The 16612-nt window shown below is 42.2% G+C and carries 12 protein-coding genes, 2 tRNA genes and 1 pseudogene; 11 read left to right on the plus strand and 4 right to left on the minus strand.

The window, feature by feature from the left end; genetic code table 11:
• The first annotated feature begins 403 nt into the window (after positions 1 to 403).
• Positions 404 to 2356 carry a methyl-accepting chemotaxis protein gene (locus B9N78_RS12145; protein WP_085102640.1) on the plus strand — a complete coding sequence of 651 codons (1953 nt, stop codon included), beginning with the start codon at positions 404 to 406 and terminating at the stop codon, positions 2354 to 2356.
• Positions 2357 to 2443: 87 nt separating this feature from the next.
• On the opposite strand, the gene B9N78_RS12150 is transcribed toward B9N78_RS12145, so the two are convergent.
• From B9N78_RS12150 to B9N78_RS12165, 4 genes are all read right to left on the minus strand, one after another.
• Positions 2444 to 3886: a hypothetical protein gene (locus tag B9N78_RS12150; RefSeq protein ID WP_085102642.1), complete on the minus strand. Its 1443-nt coding sequence runs from the start codon at positions 3884 to 3886 to the stop codon at positions 2444 to 2446.
• Positions 3883 to 6183 carry a hypothetical protein gene (locus B9N78_RS12155; RefSeq protein ID WP_085102644.1) on the minus strand — a complete coding sequence of 767 codons (2301 nt, stop codon included), beginning with the start codon at positions 6181 to 6183 and terminating at the stop codon, positions 3883 to 3885. Before B9N78_RS12155 ends, B9N78_RS12150 begins: the two co-directional genes overlap by 4 nt.
• A gap of 221 nt (positions 6184 to 6404) precedes the next feature.
• Positions 6405 to 6480 (minus strand) — tRNA-Lys (locus B9N78_RS12160).
• Between the two features lie 179 nt (positions 6481 to 6659).
• Positions 6660 to 6735, minus strand: a tRNA-Lys gene (locus tag B9N78_RS12165).
• 422 nt (positions 6736 to 7157) lie between these two features.
• On the opposite strand from B9N78_RS12165, the gene B9N78_RS12170 reads away from it, so the two are divergent.
• From B9N78_RS12170 to fliN, 10 genes and pseudogenes are all read left to right on the plus strand, one after another.
• Positions 7158 to 8423, plus strand: a complete 1266-nt coding sequence (locus B9N78_RS12170) for a phenylacetate--CoA ligase family protein (protein ID WP_085102646.1) — start codon at positions 7158 to 7160, stop codon at positions 8421 to 8423.
• Positions 8424 to 8436: 13 nt separating this feature from the next.
• Positions 8437 to 9612, plus strand: coding sequence for a ChaN family lipoprotein (locus B9N78_RS12175; RefSeq protein WP_085102648.1), 1176 nt, complete (start codon positions 8437 to 8439; stop codon positions 9610 to 9612).
• A 40-nt stretch (positions 9613 to 9652) separates the two neighbouring features.
• Entirely contained in the window at positions 9653 to 10477 is an 825-nt protein-coding gene (mutM, locus tag B9N78_RS12180; protein WP_085102650.1) for a bifunctional DNA-formamidopyrimidine glycosylase/DNA-(apurinic or apyrimidinic site) lyase, read from the plus strand.
• Positions 10478 to 10584: 107 nt separating this feature from the next.
• Positions 10585 to 12108 (plus strand): murein biosynthesis integral membrane protein MurJ, encoded by a 1524-nt coding sequence (murJ, locus tag B9N78_RS12185; protein ID WP_085102652.1) that lies wholly within the window; start codon positions 10585 to 10587, stop codon positions 12106 to 12108.
• Between the two features lie 3 nt (positions 12109 to 12111).
• Positions 12112 to 12846, plus strand: a complete 735-nt coding sequence (locus B9N78_RS12190) for a tRNA1(Val) (adenine(37)-N6)-methyltransferase (RefSeq protein ID WP_085102654.1) — start codon at positions 12112 to 12114, stop codon at positions 12844 to 12846.
• 105 nt (positions 12847 to 12951) lie between these two features.
• The gene (locus B9N78_RS12195) at positions 12952 to 14292 is read left to right on the plus strand and encodes an AAA family ATPase (protein WP_085102657.1); all 1341 of its coding nucleotides are present in this window, start codon (positions 12952 to 12954) and stop codon (positions 14290 to 14292) included.
• The gene (locus B9N78_RS12200) at positions 14282 to 15250 is read left to right on the plus strand and encodes a metallophosphoesterase (protein WP_085102659.1); all 969 of its coding nucleotides are present in this window, start codon (positions 14282 to 14284) and stop codon (positions 15248 to 15250) included. The genes B9N78_RS12195 and B9N78_RS12200 overlap by 11 nt, the downstream gene beginning before the upstream one ends.
• Positions 15237 to 15542: a hypothetical protein gene (locus B9N78_RS12205; RefSeq protein WP_085102661.1), complete on the plus strand. Its 306-nt coding sequence runs from the start codon at positions 15237 to 15239 to the stop codon at positions 15540 to 15542. The genes B9N78_RS12200 and B9N78_RS12205 overlap by 14 nt, the downstream gene beginning before the upstream one ends.
• A 2-nt stretch (positions 15543 to 15544) precedes the next feature.
• Positions 15545 to 16189 (plus strand): AAA family ATPase, encoded by a 645-nt coding sequence (locus B9N78_RS12210; protein ID WP_425429861.1) that lies wholly within the window; start codon positions 15545 to 15547, stop codon positions 16187 to 16189.
• Between the two features lie 130 nt (positions 16190 to 16319).
• Positions 16320 to 16565, plus strand: a pseudogene (gene fliN / locus B9N78_RS12215) (flagellar motor switch protein FliN); the annotation flags it as partial.
• Between the last annotated feature and the right edge of the window lie 47 nt (positions 16566 to 16612).

Consider the following 16612-nt stretch of genomic DNA (forward strand, 5'->3'; position numbering starts at 1 on the left):
AACCATCTTAAAAATATCAATTTTCAGAGAGACCTGCCTTACACAATTCTTTTTTGATAGGCTTAAACATATAAACCTCTAAGATTAGCTGATTATATTTTTAATGATTGTATCATCTGTGAGATTGAATTGTGTTGTGAAAAGCTGCGTTTTCTTCATGAAATACGTGGGTATTTGAGTAGATAGCTGTTTAGATGGGAGTACTATTAATATTATTGAATAACTCCTTAGTCAAGCGACTGTATGAATTTCAGTACAGTATGAAGGGATTTGTTATTTGTTTAGAACTTGTGTTATACATAATAATGTGTGAGTACTCATTGCTTAAAAAATAATTTGTTATAATCTGGCTAAAAGTAATAGGGTGTCTTCGATTTTAGAAAATAGTTTTGAGGAGTATGTAATGAATTGGAAGGATTTAAAATTAGTATATAAATTTTCAGTAGGCTTTGGTTCTGTCATCGTCTTGCTGATTATGCTTGGTGTTTGGTCCGTTTTAGGGATCGGAGACATTGTGCATAACGCTGAAGAAGTTATTGCCGGGAACAAACTTCGGGGGGATTTTGTTCAGAAAATTGTTGACCATCTCAACTGGGCCAATAAGGTAAACAGTTTACTTACTGATAAAAATATTAACACACTAGATGTCCAGACAGACCCTCACAAATGCGGATTCGGTAAGTGGTATTATAGTGACGCCCGCAAAGCGGCTGAAGAGCTTGTTCCTGCAATTAAACCTCTTTTAGGTAAAGTAGAAAATTTTCATAATCAGCTTCATAAGTCGGCTATTCTTATTAAAGAAAAATATCAGCCGGTAGACCCGACTCTCGGCAGTTTTTTGAGAGAAAAGAAACTGGATCATCTTAAATGGATGAACACAGTGATGAAAGAGCTGATGGACCCCGATATCAACGTTATTGATGTTCAGGCTGATGACCATAAATGCGGGCTTGGTAAATGGCTTTACTCTTCTAAAACACAGGAAGATAGTAATAAAGATCCTGAGTATGGCGCGTTAGTGAGTGCAATTCTGACGCCGCATGCTCATTTGCATGATTCAGTGAGAGAATTGAATCGTTTGCTGGCAAATGGGAACCGCGACGCTGCTAAAAAATATTTCGCAACAGAAGTTGAAAAAGACGCTGCGGACACGCTCGCGAAAATTGATAAGGTAATTTTGTGGCATGATGGAAGGCTAAAATCTCTTGATGAAGCCGCTAATATTTATGCTACCCAGACGGTCCCGGCTCTTAAATCTGTTCAGGAAATTTTGACAGAAGTCAGATCTATTGTTTCAAACAATATTATGACAGACGAACAAATGTTGCATGATGCTGCAAATACGAAACAAGTTATCTTTATTGTTGTTATTGTCGCTGCCGTTGCAGGTATTTTTATGGCGTGGCTTATTTCCAGCGGTATACTTGGCCCGCTGCGTAAGGGACTTGATTTCGTCCGCGAGGTGAGCACAGGGAATCTTGCTGCCAAGGTAGATCTGGATCGTAAGGATGAGCTGGGTTTACTTGCTGAGGGCATGCGTAACATGGTCGGCAGGCTTAGAGAAGTTGTTGCCAGCGTGAACAGTGCTACTGAAAATGTCGCCAGCGGGAGCGAAGAGCTGTCCGGCTCTGCAGAGGACCTTTCGCAAGGGGCGACTGAGCAGGCCGCTTCTATTGAGGAAGTTTCATCTTCAATGGAAGAAATGGGAGCTAATATCAGGCATAATGCAGATAATGCAAAGCAGACTGAAGGTGTTGCAGAAAAAGCGCAGCTTCAGGCCGAGCAGAGTGGTAAAGCTGTAGGCGAAGCTGTTGTTGCGATGAAGAGCATTGCTGAAAAAATTATGATAATTGAAGAAATAGCGAGGCAGACTAATTTGCTTGCTCTTAATGCTGCCATTGAAGCTGCTCGCGCCGGAGAACACGGCAAAGGGTTTGCTGTTGTTGCGGCAGAAGTCAGAAAGCTGGCTGAGAGAAGCGGAATAGCTGCTTCAGAGATCAGAGGTTTGTCCGCTTCATCCGTCGAGGTCGCAGAGTTGGCCGGAGGAATGTTGAAAGAACTGGTTCCGAGTATCCGCATGACTGCAGATCTTGTTCAGGAAATATCAGCGGCCAGTAATGAACAGAATACCGGTGTTACTCAGATCAATCAGGCAATCCAGCAACTTGATAAAGTCATTCAGCAGAATGCTTCTGCATCTGAGGAAATGGCCTCAACCGCTGAAGAATTGTCTGCGCAAGGACAGCTGTTGCAGCAAAGTATGACCTTCTTCAAACTGGACAGGGGTGGTGCAAGAATGCTTTCAGCCGGTTCAGGCGGCCGCACTGACGATGAAGACGGATTCGATAGATTTTAATTTAGATAGCATCTATAAAAGAAATCCCGCTCTGGGAATATTCCGGGGCGGGATTTTTTGTATGTAAAGTCTTATGGAAGTTGGGTGTTAAACATCGTGTGCTGCTCTCAGGCGTATCCTGCTTATACCAGTCCCCTCGGAATCTAAGTATCCGAAGTCAGGATGGAAAAAGAGTTGTTCCTGCTCAGGCATGAATTTTTTATTGTTTTCTATCACGTCTCTAATACTCGGATAATAGCTTATTATCGTGAGTTCTTTGCTCTTTTTATTAAACTGAAGTTTAACTTTAGAACACTTTGATCCATACTCAATGCTTATAGGACTTTCCGTTGTAGATTCTTTTTTAGAGAATTTTGCATTTATTCTTCCGAAGTTCTGTATGGAGTCCGCTAGTACAAGAATGTAAGAGAGTGGAGAGGTGCGAAATCGTACCCTTAAATGCTTATGTTTAAATGTAATTTCTTTGTTTTTAGCTTTCGTTATGTAGAGCCCGCACATGTCGTGCATAAGGATCGCTTTCGCCGCCCATTCAAGGCAGAATCTGCTGAGCGGGCTTTGTTCAGGGTCATCCGGGAACTTTCGTATTCTGTCATTTAAAAAAAGAAAATTGAGAGCACTGTGCATTCCATGGGTACTGCGCAGACTCTCTTTAATAATTTCAAAATATTTTTCACCCCAAGTGCTGGGAGCAGAGCGTGAGTGAGTTCGGTATCCATCAAGAGGGTGAAAGACCAGCCGGTTTTTATATGTGTTTCCAATTGATTTAGCGAGCGTGTCCAGTGAAACCAGAGCCTGCGAATGCTCGCGCAGGTTGTTTTGAATTTTACCGACAAATTGATATGGATACCCTATGTCATGAAAAAGGGCAGCAAGGTATGTAGTTTCTTTTATGCACATTTCCGCAAGATATTGTGAGAATTGTCCACTATATACGAGTTTAGGAAATCGTAGCTCCTTCATATAATCACGGAGATATTGGCAGTCCGGACCTTCCCTTAATAATGTTGCGGCCTTACCTAAAAGATTGAGGTTGAATGAAGAACTTGGATCAGTGGCGGTTGTTGAACTGTCAATGCTGCTTTCTCCGAGCAGAACCATGGCCACATAGGCTGTCATCGGTTGGTGTACAATGTGGTCGCGATGAAATGCCTTATGAGGGCTTACGGCAGAGGTCCATTCATCATTAATGAATTCTTTTACAAGAAATTTATATGCTGGAAAACTACGCTGCGCTGTTAGCATCGTATGGCTGATTCCTCCACGCATCTTTGCGAAAGAGGATGAATCCATACGTTTTTCAAAGTCGTCCATAAAGGCTTTGTTAAATGAGTTCTTCTGTTCCCAATCAAAATATTTTTGCCGATCTACATTAATAAACGGGCTTAAATGTTGTGGTGTTGTGAGGGGCCTTCCTCGGTGTCTGATGAACATGTTAAAACTTTGTTCTGATAAAATTTCTGAAACAATGTCTTCTTTTTTATCATGATCAGTCTCATTAATTCCTGAGCTAGATAGTATATCTTTGTTCATTCCGACCACCTCAAGCGTGCGGCTGGATTACAAAGTTTTTGCTGTATGTCTATTAGAACAGTAGTGATAGCAATAGTTTCAAGGTTATCTATACGAAAAACTTCTTGCAATGAGTTGCAGATGTCGCTCTCTCGTTTCTTGGGATCCCAAAGTTCTTTATTGTGTAAATGAAGCACCCGTAGCATATATTGTTTTTTTTTGTTGTTTATTTCTTCCTCAAAGAGCTTATCGCATATGAATTTTATGGAAAAGATTTTCCTGCTGGCATTATCAATGATATTAATAGTGGATAGAAGCATATCAAGCTCGTCAGCATTTTTTATTTTAGTGAGAGATGATTCCTTTTTAAAATACTCATAAATTGCATTCCATGGAGAGACGTGAAATTCTTTGATTTGTGAATTTTTAGCTGAATATATAAATTCCATGATTAAGTTCAAAAGCGCGGAGTTCACATTACTCATGTCCATGTCTTCAGGGCTATATGCACTGATACATGCTATGACTGCTCTAATGCTTTCAGCTAACTTGGTGTAACTTTCTTTTGCTTCCTGATTTTCAAATTGTGAAATGTTATGCTTAGTATTATTTTGACGGTAAAGTTCTGTGGATTTTTCAATGTAGTCAGGTTCATTAATATTCCAATCAGTTCCGTATGATTTGTCACCCTGATTTTCATCAACACGAAAGCTGCCATAATCTTTAATGAACTTTTTAATTATCGACTGTAAGCTCAATTCCTGTTCTAAACTGGCGACATCAGAATATCTCCTCATTTTATCAAGAATATCTTTTAATGTTGTGTCATGCCACTTTATAGCTCCATGGAAATCTTTGATAATAGAAGCTGTAGACTTAGGTTTTGAGGAGTCTTGCTCGGTCAGTATTAAGGCGGATTTTTTACTACGATCGCTTTGCCATGCTTCTTTTAAGTCACGAATGTCGCTAGGCTGAATTTTAGAAAAGGTTTTATCATCGTTATCCTCTGAAAGTGTTGCAAGAGAATACAAGAACATGAGTTCTTCTTTTGAGTCTAATTTGGTTGTGTTGCAGTCTTCAATTTTTTTTTCTTCATTTTTTAAATATTCATTATATAATGCCCGCGCTGCAAAGGTAGTAAGGGCCTTATTTGTTATAATGCTGAATTTTAAGCCCTTAACATCGAAAATCGGCTCCACTTTATCATTATTTGATGACCCACTATCAGCTTCGGCGACTTTTTCGGCAACTATTTGTCTATAGTAGCAAAAATTACAGCGTTGGCATTTGTGTGTTTTTTTATTTTTAGAAGCTGTTTTTTCTGAAGATGTCTTTTCTGAAGTCGAATTTTCTGAATGTGTGTCGTTTGAAGTCTCACAAAAAGGGCAATATGTTTCTTCGTCCCCAAGAGAAAGTAGTTTACTATAGAAAAGGTCATATTTTTCGCGGTAGTTCTTTATTTCCTGTTTTTTTGAATCTCTGAATAGCGTGCGTTTGTTTGGATCAGGTTTATCGGAAGTTGACTTTGCTTCATTTACTGCAAGCATATAGTCGTGAACAGCATATGTTTTAGCCTGAATTTGTCCTTTAACTCTTTCGAGAGAGTCTACCGCTCCGATAAAATCCTGTCCGTCTAAAGTTGTTATGAAATAAAACTTACAAATAACTGGTCCTAAGTCCGTCAACCAGTCTTCAAGTGCCGGCAGCAATCCTGTATATCCCGGAGAGTTGTCAAAAATTATGTAGAGCGAAGTTTCTGAACCATTAAGAGCTGAACCGATTATTGATTTGATCATGTCAATAAGCCAGATGGAGTGCATCTGGTCGAAGAGAACATCTGGAGTGTAGACCGAGTTCTTATTAAGAAATGATCCAATAACATTAATTTTATTTTTGGTTAAAAAGAGGGTCTGTTTTGTAGGATAGTTCGTATATTCTAAACTTTTTTTTTGGCCGTGAGATATCCACTCAACGGAGAACTCTGTTCCGGCCATGTAGTTTTCAAAAAGGGAAACAATGTTTAACGGATTTGTTTTATCATCTGAAGAGTTCTGTTCTTGAAGGTCATTATTTGAATCTTTAGGGGAAAATCCTACTTCAAGGCTCTTATTCCAAAATCCTATTTTGTTAAGCCTGTTTACTGTTTTTACAGTGTCTGTTCCATTGATGTCTAAGTCGAAAAAAATTATTTTAGCATCTTGATCTTTGCTGGCATCCAATATCTCTTTTGCTTTCAGGAGAGACAGAGTTGTTTTGCCGACTCCGCCCTTACGTGAAGTAAAGTTGCTGATACTACATTTAGAAAATGAACTCCCCATCTTCCGCCCCCTTTTCTTCATATCTATAAGTATTACGATAAGTAGAGGGTCTTCTATCAATATTATATGTATAATGTCAAATATGTTGTGTATTATGTGTCATAAAATGATCTATTATATAGATTAAAAAAAACAGTAAAAGCTATTTTAATACTGATATTGAATATTAAAGGGCAAAATAAAACCCTCGCATTTCTGCGAGGGCGTATATAATAAATTCATGGTGGGCCGTGCTGGGTTCGAACCAGCGACTCTCTGATTAAAAGTCAGATACTCTACCAACTGAGTTAACGGCCCATCCGTGTGAACGAAGTAGGGGTTTAACGATAGTAGCTCTTTGTGTCAAGCAATACAATGCAGATTTGTAATTTTTCTTACAACTTTTTATCGATAGCGCTGAACTACAGAGATTTAAAACAGATTTGTTGCAAAATAAAACCCCCGCATTTCTGCGAGGGTGTATATAATAAAATTCATGGTGGGCCGTGCTGGGTTCGAACCAGCGACTCTCTGATTAAAAGTCAGATACTCTACCAACTGAGTTAACGGCCCTCCGTGTGAACGAAGTAGTGTCTATCTAGACAGTCGAGTACTGTCAAGTAAAAATATAAAAAAATAAGAAAAAGATGCATAACCAGCGAGATTTCAGCCCATAATTACCAATATCTTATTGGTTCAGTGAGTTATTTATGCTACAATTGCAGGGGCGAATGTTCTCCATACGCTGAACTCAATAATTACTTAAAGAGTGAAGTCCTATTAATCAATGAAAGTTATTACTGTTTTCCTTTAAAGTGTGTTTTTTGATTCTTAGATAATTAAATGTGATAAAAGTAAAAAAAGACTATAAGATATTGAAATATAATGTTATATTCATAAGATGCTTGACAAATAAGTAAAATTCACATATGTTGCATACGCTGAGTGAAGAGCCCGCTCTTCTCTTGGCAATAAACTTTGGAGGAAACCTATTAATGACTCGTAAAGACCGCACCGAAGGCATATACAGCCGTCGAGAAGTGCTGGATGAGAGCGAAAGGCGTCAATATTGCGCTTTGCAGCTTAAAGAGCTTCTGACTTATGCCTATCGCTATTCTGAAGACGTTAAAAAGCGTTTCGATAGAGCTCAGTTTCAGGTTGAAAAGTTTAAAGACCTTTCTGACCTCAAGCTTATTCCTATACTAAAAAAGAAAGAACTTATATTTTTGCAATCCATGGGACCGCGTCTTGGCGGATTGTTAACTAAAGATCTCGGCGAGCTTCGCCGCGTCTTTCTTTCCCCCGGTCCTATTTTTGATCCTGAAGACCGCAGTGAAGATTACTGGGGATGGACTGAAGGATTTTATGCTGCCGGATTCCGTTCCGGTGATGTTGCTCAGATTACTTTGAACTATCATCTGGCTCCTGCAGGACTGATGTTTGAAGAGCCCCTGCGTAATCTGAACTGTGCCGTTATTCCTGCCGGACCTGGCAGCACTAACAGCCAGCTGGAAATTATGCAGAAGCTCAGAGTTACCGGTTATGTCGGAACCCCGAGCTACCTAATGCATCTTGCGCAGAAGGCTGAAGAAGCCGGACTCAACCTGCGTAAAGATCTGTACCTTGAAGTTGCATTTGTTACAGGTGAAAAATTCTCAGAAAAGGTTCGTTCCTCTCTTGAGAAAAAATTCGACCTTATCATGCGTCAAGGATACGGAACTGCTGATGTCGGTTGTATCGGTTACGAATGCTATCATAAAAACGGTCTGCATATTACTAATCGCGCTTATGTTGAAATATGCCATCCTGACACAGGTATTCCTCTTAAGGACGGCGAAGTCGGTGAAATTGTTATTACCGCTTTCAATAAAACATATCCGCTGATCAGACTTGCAACCGGAGATCTCAGTTATATCGACCGCACTCCTTGTGCTTGCGGACGTTCAACTCCGAGACTCGGAAATATTGTCGGCCGCGTCGACACAACTGCCCGTATCAAGGGTATGTTTGTTTACCCTCATCAGGTTGAGCAGGTTATGGCTTATTTTGATGAAGTTAAACGTTGGCAGATCGAAGTTACCAACCCGGGCGGTATTGATGAATTAATTCTCAATGTCGAGGTTTCAAACTTTAAGCGTGAAGATGAGCTTCTGCACATGTTCCGCGAAAAGATTAAACTGCGTCCTCTCCTCAAGGTGTTGACTCCTGGTTCACTGCCTCCGCAGGTCAGACCGATTGAAGACAAGCGTATCTGGGATTAACCAGGAATTCTGCATGTTCCAATATATTGTTGATATCCGCGCAGGGGGTCTTCGGGCCCTTTGCGCGCTTTTTTTTATTTTGATGATATCAGGGTGTTCTAAACAGATTCACTCCGATATGGCTGTGTCTTTTTTGCCCTGTTCGGGCGAATTTATCAGTTCCGCAGGGGATAAACTTTCTCTTGCAGATGTCGTGCACAATGCCAGCCGCGCTGACTATGTTTTGATAGGTGAAGGGCACACAAGCCTCTGTGATCATGACGTTCAGTTCAAACTGATACAGGGGCTGACAGAGAATCATCGCAAGGTAGCTATCGGGTTTGAGATGGTCAGTTCAGACAAACAGGGCGTTCTCAACCGTTTCAACCTTGGACAGCTCAGTCTGGACGACTTGCCGGAAAAGCTGGACTGGAAAAACGAGTGGCGATATGACTTCAATTTCTTCCGCCCTGTATTTGAACTTGCAAAGGAACGTGAACTTACTGTAGCTGCGCTGAATTTCCCCTTCAGGCTCATGAAAGAAGTTCATACAAAGGGCCTTGAAGGCTTATCAGCAGCGGATCGGGCTTTATTGCCTCAGAACGTTATTATGCCCCCGAAGGAGCAGGAAGAAGGCTTAAAAGAAGTTCTCTCCATGCACCCCAATCGTGACCCGTCTGACTCTGAGCAGGTCCAAAGATTTTTACTCATTCAGTCTTTATGGGATACAACAATGGCTGAGCGCGCTGTCAGCCTTCGGCATAGTGCCGGAACCCCTGTTGTTGTGCTCGCAGGAGCCGGGCATGTAGAGCAGGGCTGGGGTATTGCGCACAGGCTTAAAAAGCTTGATCCGGAAGCAAAAATTTTCATGTTTATGCCGTGGCGTGGAGATGATTTTTATCCCGCCGAAGCAGATTCTTTTTTCTATTGCCCTCCTTCGTATGAAAGCAGACTTGGAATGACCGTGGAAATGCGTCAGGGAAAAGCTGTGATTGTTGCTGTTAAACGTGATCAAAAAGCGTTCAAAATCGGCATCCGTCCCGGAGATGTTCTGGCTGAAGCTCAGGGAATTCCTGTGCATTCACTTTCAGCTTTGCATATGGCAGGATCAAAAGCGCACAAAGAAAATAAGCCTCTTGTGTTTAAAATGAATAGAAGAGGAAATACGTTTAATATCGATTTAGGGCTGCTTGTCAGCACAAAAAAATAGCAGTCCGGTCTAAATAAATTATCAGAAATCAGGGTTTATAATGCCAGAATTACCAGAAGTAGAAGTTATCTCACGCGGTCTTGCCAAGGCTCTAGTCGGTAAGACCATTAAATCAGTAAGTATTTTAAATCACGGCACTGTTAAAATGCCTTGGCAGATTTTTGCCTCAAGGGTTGCAGGCTGCACCATTACCCGCGTCCACAGACGTGCCAAATTAGTCATTATAGATCTTGGTGATGATTTACATATAACCTTCCATCTTAAAATGACTGGCCGAGTGCTTGCGCATGAAAGTGCAACTTCTCCGGAAAAGCATACACGTGTTGTTTTTGATTTAACAGATGGCGGCTCCATCGAATTTCACGATACCCGTAAATTCGGAGAGGTCCGCGCGTTAAGTACGGAAGAACTGGAAGAATGGTCTTTTTACCGCAAGCTCGGGCCGGAGCCGCTTGAAACTTCTGTTTCAGATCTTGCTGAACGTTTGGTTGGAAAGAAAGCAAATATTAAAGGACTATTGCTGAATCAGTCCATAGTTGCCGGAATCGGCAATATTTATGCTGATGAGTCCCTTTTCCGCGCCGGCATTCATCCCAAAGCCAAGCCTTCAGATCTTTCAAAGCAGAGTCTTGAAAATTTGTTCGTAGAAGTTCAAAAGGTGCTGAAACAGGCAATCAGCGAGAACGGCAGCTCTATCCGCAATTATGTTGATGCAGGCGGGGATTCCGGCGGCTTTCAGAACAGTTTTAAAGTTTACGGCAAAAAGGGAGAATTATGCCCTCAGTGCGGCGAGCAGTTTGAAACCGGAACTGTTGCCGGACGCGGGTCGACTTTTTGTGCCAAATGCCAAAAAATGAGCGATTAACAAGTTTTTATTTATCGCCTCCGGCGGCATAAGACCGTTTTAATAGTTTTATGCCCGTATCCTATGACATTATCTAAAGCCCCAATTTAGCGGAGGCCTTTTTATATATGACAGCTGAATCAGCTAATATTGTTCGAAACGCTTCGGTTGTTGCCGGAGCGACTTTGCTTTCAAGGATACTTGGATTTGTCCGTGATTTGATTGTGGCTTTTGCTTTGGGGGCCGGGTTGCCTGCCGATGCTTTTTTTGTCGCATTTCGTATACCTAATCTGCTTCGCCGTTTATTCGGGGAAGGATCTCTCACCATGGCCTTTGTTCCGGTTTTCAGCCGTGTAAAGAATGAGCAGGGACAGGAAGCAGCATTTGATATGGCTCGTTCTGCGCTCGTCTGGTTACTGCTGATTTTAGGAGTGATAACTGTTTTGGCAATTGCGGGCGCAAAGCCGCTGGTTTTGATGATTGCGCCGGGTTTTGGTCGTAACCCTGAATTGATGTCCCTTACGGTATCTCTTTTAAGAATTTGTTTTCCCTATGTAATTTTTATTTGCGGTGTTGCGTTGTGCATGGGTATTTTGAACAGCATGGGCCATTTTCTGGCTCCTGCCCTTGCTCCGTGTGCATTGAATCTCGCGCTCATCGGCTCCGCACTCACCGGATATTACACCGGAAACAATGTTGCCGTATTTATGGCTTGGGGTGTTTTAATCGGCGGGCTTTTACAATGGTTTTTGCAGCAGCCGTATTTGCGAAAATTCGGTCTTTCATGGCGGGGAAGTCGCAGTCTTGCCAATCCCGGTGTTAAACGCATGGGTAAACTCATGCTGCCGACTGTTTTCGGAGCCGCTGTTTATCAGATTAACATTGTTTTAGGCACTCTTCTGGCCTCATTTCTGCCGGTGGGCAGTGTTTCATATCTTTATTATTCAGACCGTCTTGTGCAGTTCCCGCTTGGTGTTTTCGGAATTGCTGTCGGAACCGCTGCACTGCCGAGTCTTTCCGCTCTTTGTGCTAAAGGGAAAGACCGTGAGTTTGCTGAAACTTTGAAAAATACGGTAGGCTTGACTCTCTTTATCAGCCTGCCGGCAATGGCCGGGTTGGTGACTCTCGCCGAGCCGCTTATTCAGCTTCTTTTTCAGCGCGGAGCTTTTAATGCGATGGCTGTTACCGCAACGTCGCAGGCTTTGATGGCCTACGGGATCGGGCTTCCTTTTATCGCAATGTCCCGTCCTTTAGTTTCAGCTTTTTATGCTCAGGAAGATACTAAAACTCCCGTTAAAGTTGCGATCCTTTGCCTCGCGGCTAATGTGAGCATCGGTTATATTCTCATGCAGTCCATTGCTCATGTAGGTTTGGCTTTAGCTGTGTCCTGTTCCTCTATGCTTAATTTCTTATTACTAGCTGCTATCATGTGGCGCAGGACAGGAGTCTGTCCTTTGCCGTGGGCTGGTGCATCAAAAAGTCTTTTCCTCAGTTGTCTTGTCGGAGCAGGGGCTTGGTGTTCTGTTTCTTACGGGATATTATGGTTCTTGCTGATTCCGGTTTGGATACTGATTTACGGGGGCGGTTCTTTGCTTCTTAAATCTGATGACGCTTTGATACTGATGAATGCTCTGCGTCGCAGGAGAGCTTAGCACGTGAGTAGTGAGGCAAGGCAGAGGTTTCCGAAAGGGCTTAAGCAGCCGGAAACAGGATTCAGATTTTCTATAGATTCGTTGCTGCTCAGCAGCTTTGTGCCGGTTTCAGGGAAAACGGATATCCTTGATTTAGGTACAGGGTGCGGAGTTATCCCGCTGGGCATAGCGCTCAATAATCCGGATTCTGAGTTAAGCCTCACAGGCGTAGATATCAGCCCCGATATGCTAAAATCAGCTGAACAGAATATAAATTTGCTGGGCTTTGCTGATAAAATTAAAATTATCGAAGGGGATGTTTCAAATCCAATTTTTGCTCCTGCTGAAAGTTTTGACATGGTTGTGTCCAATCCTCCATATTGGTGTGAAGGAAGAGGGAGAGCCTGTCCTGACACGGATAGAAATAGAGCCAGATTTGAAGTTGAAACTGAATTAGAAGATTTTGTAAAGACCGCGGCGCGAATGGTCCGTTTTCGAGGCAAAGTCTGCTTTGTATTCATTGCGGAAAGAGTTACTCAACTTTTAGCCGCACTGGCTTATTTTAAACTGGAACCCAAAAGAATAAAATTTGTGCACAGCCGAATTGATCGTCCGGCTAAGGTGGTTTTAGTCGAAGCTGTTAAAAGAGGTAAATCCGGATTAATAGTTGAACAGCCTTTAATTTTATTCGATGAGAAAAAAGAAGGTTCAGTTTATCGACAAACTGCATTAAATTATTGTAAATTTATAGCTGTTTAATCTTTATAATTTTAAAATAACCTTAGTCTTACTAATAGGGTTTCCAAAGGGGATTATCCTCTTTGGTCCAGCTGAAAGCGAAATCTTATTCTTTTCTTATATAAAATGATTAAAAAAATTATCCTCAAAAATTTTCTGGCCCATGCACATACCGAGATAGAACTGGGACCGGGTATGACGGTGCTGACCGGTCCAAATAATAGTGGTAAATCCTCTGTTGTTGAGGCGTTGCGCTGTATTGCTACTAATCCGCTGCCAAAGCATTTTGTGCGGCACGGCGCAAAAGTTGCGCGGGTTGAACTTGAGATGGATGACGGGACAAAAGTTGCCTGGATTCGTAAAAAAGCGACCGCCTGGTATGAAATTACAAGACCCGGTGAGCAGGAGCATGAAACTTACGCAAAATTCGGGCGTAAGCCTCCTGAAGATGTGATGGCTATTTTACGTCTTAATCAGGTGTTGCTGGAAGGTGATAAGTTTTTAGATGTCCATATCGGAGATCAGCGTAAACCGATCTTCCTGCTTGACCAGCCTGCAAGTGTTGCGGCCCAGTTTTTTGCATCTTCATCGGAAGCATCACATCTGCTCGCTATGCAGACCGAGCTTAAGAGTCGCGTTAGAAATGCGAATCGTGATAAAAAGTTTCAGCAGGAAAAAATGGATTATATCGCAGCTGAACTTAATGAGTTGCAGGATTTACCAAAGGCTAATCTTGAGCTTGAAACTGCTCACGAATTAAAAGCGCGATCAGAAAAATTTTTAAGCGAAATTCCGCGTATTGAGGATTTATTAAATCGTAAAAATCAGCTCCAAAGTGAAAAAGTAAAGCTTACTGCGAAAGAGAAAAGTTTGTGCGGACTTGAAAAAGGTCCTGACCTTTTCCCTGTAAGGGGGCTTGAGCAAACAAATTTGCAGCTTGGAAATTTCCGCCATCAGAGCTCAAACCTGAAAAGCAGGGCACACAGTTTAGAAGAACTTGCGGAGCCGCCTCAACTTTTTCCTGTTAAAGATTTGGAATTAAAAATTGTACGCTATAAGCAACTCTCTTCAGCAGTAAAGGCTCAAAGTAAGAGACAAAAAGTTCTGTCATTACTGGCATCTCCTCCTATGGTGGAGAATCTTTCAGCTCTTTGCGCAACCATCAGCAATATTGTACGCAACAAAATTTTTGCCGAAAATATTTCCCGCAGAGCACAGGCTTTAAAGCCGTTAGCTTCTGCTCCTGAACTGTTTGATAATTCAAATTTAATCCAGATAATCGGTAGTATCAATTCTCTTAAAAAAAGTCAGGAACAGTCGAGATGTGTACTGGAAAAACTGGAAGAATCCAGAGTGATGCTTGAATCTAAAATTAAAAAAAGATTAGCCGAAATAGGCAGTTGCCCGCTGTGCGGAAATGAACTCACTGCGGATAAACTTATCGGAGAAATCGGTCATGAATCTTGAGCATATACAAGCTGACGGGCTTTTTTTGATTGGTGATCCGCATATTGCGGCAACTCCACCCGGACAACGTTTAAGCTCTTATACTTCAGATATTCTGGATAAACTGGAAGCGTGTCTAAAACGGTCAAAAGAATTGAACCTTGTTCCGCTTATTTTAGGTGATCTTTTTCATTGGCCTCGTGACAATTCAAACAGTTTATTGGTAGATTTAATCGCTTTGTTCGGTCCGTATAAACCCTTTGTGCTTATCGGCAATCACGACAAGTATCAGGCCAGATTTACACCTGATGTTTCAATGGCCGTACTGGACGCTGCAAATGTTGTCAGATTGATGAGCGAACCGGGACCGGCTTTTGTGCTTGAAACTCCTGAAGGAAATGTTCTCGTAGGCGCAAGTCCTGACGGATTTCCTATTCCTAAAGAATTTGAGCGTGAGGAGTTTGAGAGGGAGAATGGTAAATTCATCAAGGTCGTATGGGTTGCTCATCATAATGTGGCTTTCCCAAATTATAAAAAGCCTCATTATGCCATTAAAGAAATTCCCGGAATTGACTGGCTGATAAACGGTCATATTCATGGTCCGCGCCCAAGTAGTACCGCAGGCGGAACAACATGGGCTAACCCCGGTAATATATCACGTATGGCGTTTACCAGGCTTTCATTAGAGCGCAAGCCGCAAGCAACAATCTGGACTCCGCACTGTACTGACCTGGAAAGATGGGACATCCCGCATCGCGGTTTTTACGAGGTCTTTCCAAATCAGGAATTTTTGCCGGAGCAGGATGATGCAGACGCGGCTGAATCCAAGTTTTTGCAGGGTCTTGAGAGACTTGCATGGAAGAGAACCCATGAAGGTTCAGGTCTTAAACAATTTTTGGAAGAGAACATTGATCCTGATCAGCCGGAAAGTAAGCTGATTTGGGATTTATATACGGAGGTAACGGATGGCAACAGGTAACGCAGTAAATGATAATGGACTTGAGCAGGAACTTAATCTGCTTAAACAGCAATATGAAAGACTCCGTGAGGATAAAGTCCGTACTGAGCAGAATCTTGATAATATAGGCAGGCAACTTGCCGAGCTGGAAGAACAAGCCGCTCAGCAATACGGAACATCCGATCCTGAAAAACTCAGTCAGTTGCTTGAAGAAAAAAGAACTGAAAATTCCAGACTCGTCGCAGAATACAGGGCGCATATTACTTCTATCGTAGACGGGCTGCAGAAGCTTGAAAACGGTGGCGGACAATAGCTGTGAATTTCAGTGAAGAACTTCCTTCTTTAGAGTCTCTTGAGCGCAGAGCCGGACAACTTACAGCAAAAGCATCCGCACGAGCTGATGACTGGATTAAGCTGCGAGCTGGAATTCAGAAGATTGATGAATTCCTTCAAATAGCTCCTGAAGCTGAAAAGAGGATGGAAGAGCTTACAACTGCACTGTTCGGAGAGCTTCTAAGCGAGCTTGAAACAAATCTCACCCACGCTATAAGAGAGATTCTCGGGCAGGAGCGCGAGGTCAAAGCGATTGCTTCTATCCGCGATAAAAAACTGCAGGTTGATTTTCAGATTCTCAATCAGGGCGGCGAGGAAGATATCATGGTCGGACAGGGCGGTTCTGTCTGCAACATCCTTTCTGTAGGGCTCAGGCTCATTGCTCTTTCAAGGCTTAATCCTGAGTTACATCGTCCTTTTCTTGTGTTAGATGAACAGGATTGCTGGTTAAGACCTAATCTTGTACCTAGGTTCATGGAGCTGATAAGCATTATTGCGAAAAGGCTTGATTTTCAGGTGCTGGTCATAAGCCATCACCCTCTGGAACTTTTTGCAAACAGCGCGGAAAGTATCCTTGCACTTGAGCCGGATCGAGAATCCGGCGTTAAGATAGAAAGAGTTAAATAGCAGCTGGTTACGCTTAAATTAGGGCGTGTTTGGTTTTACTGGTTGTTTGTGTTCTTTTGGGGTATATTTTCAAAAGTTCAACTATTAACCACCTTGGAGCCGTATGGGAAGGGAAGACGGACTTAGACGAATTTTGGATATCCCTCTTGAAGTAAAAGTTGAGATGGGACGTACAAAACTGTTGGTTAACGAAATCATCCAGTTCGGTCAGGGAACTGTGATCGAGTTACATAAGCTTGCTGGCGAACCTCTGGATATGTATGTGGAGGGTCGTTTGGTCGCTCGTGGAGAACTCGTTGTTATCAATGAAAATTTCGGATTCAGAATCACTCAGATAATCACACCTGAAGAGCGTATTAAAAGCCTTGGTCTTTGATTTAAATAAATTCTTTTTTGTCGGTTTTCGCCCCCGATTTCCGGGGG

It is taken from the genome of Desulfovibrio gilichinskyi (assembly GCF_900177375.1).
Taxonomy (GTDB): Bacteria; Desulfobacterota; Desulfovibrionia; order Desulfovibrionales; family Desulfovibrionaceae; genus Maridesulfovibrio; species Maridesulfovibrio gilichinskyi.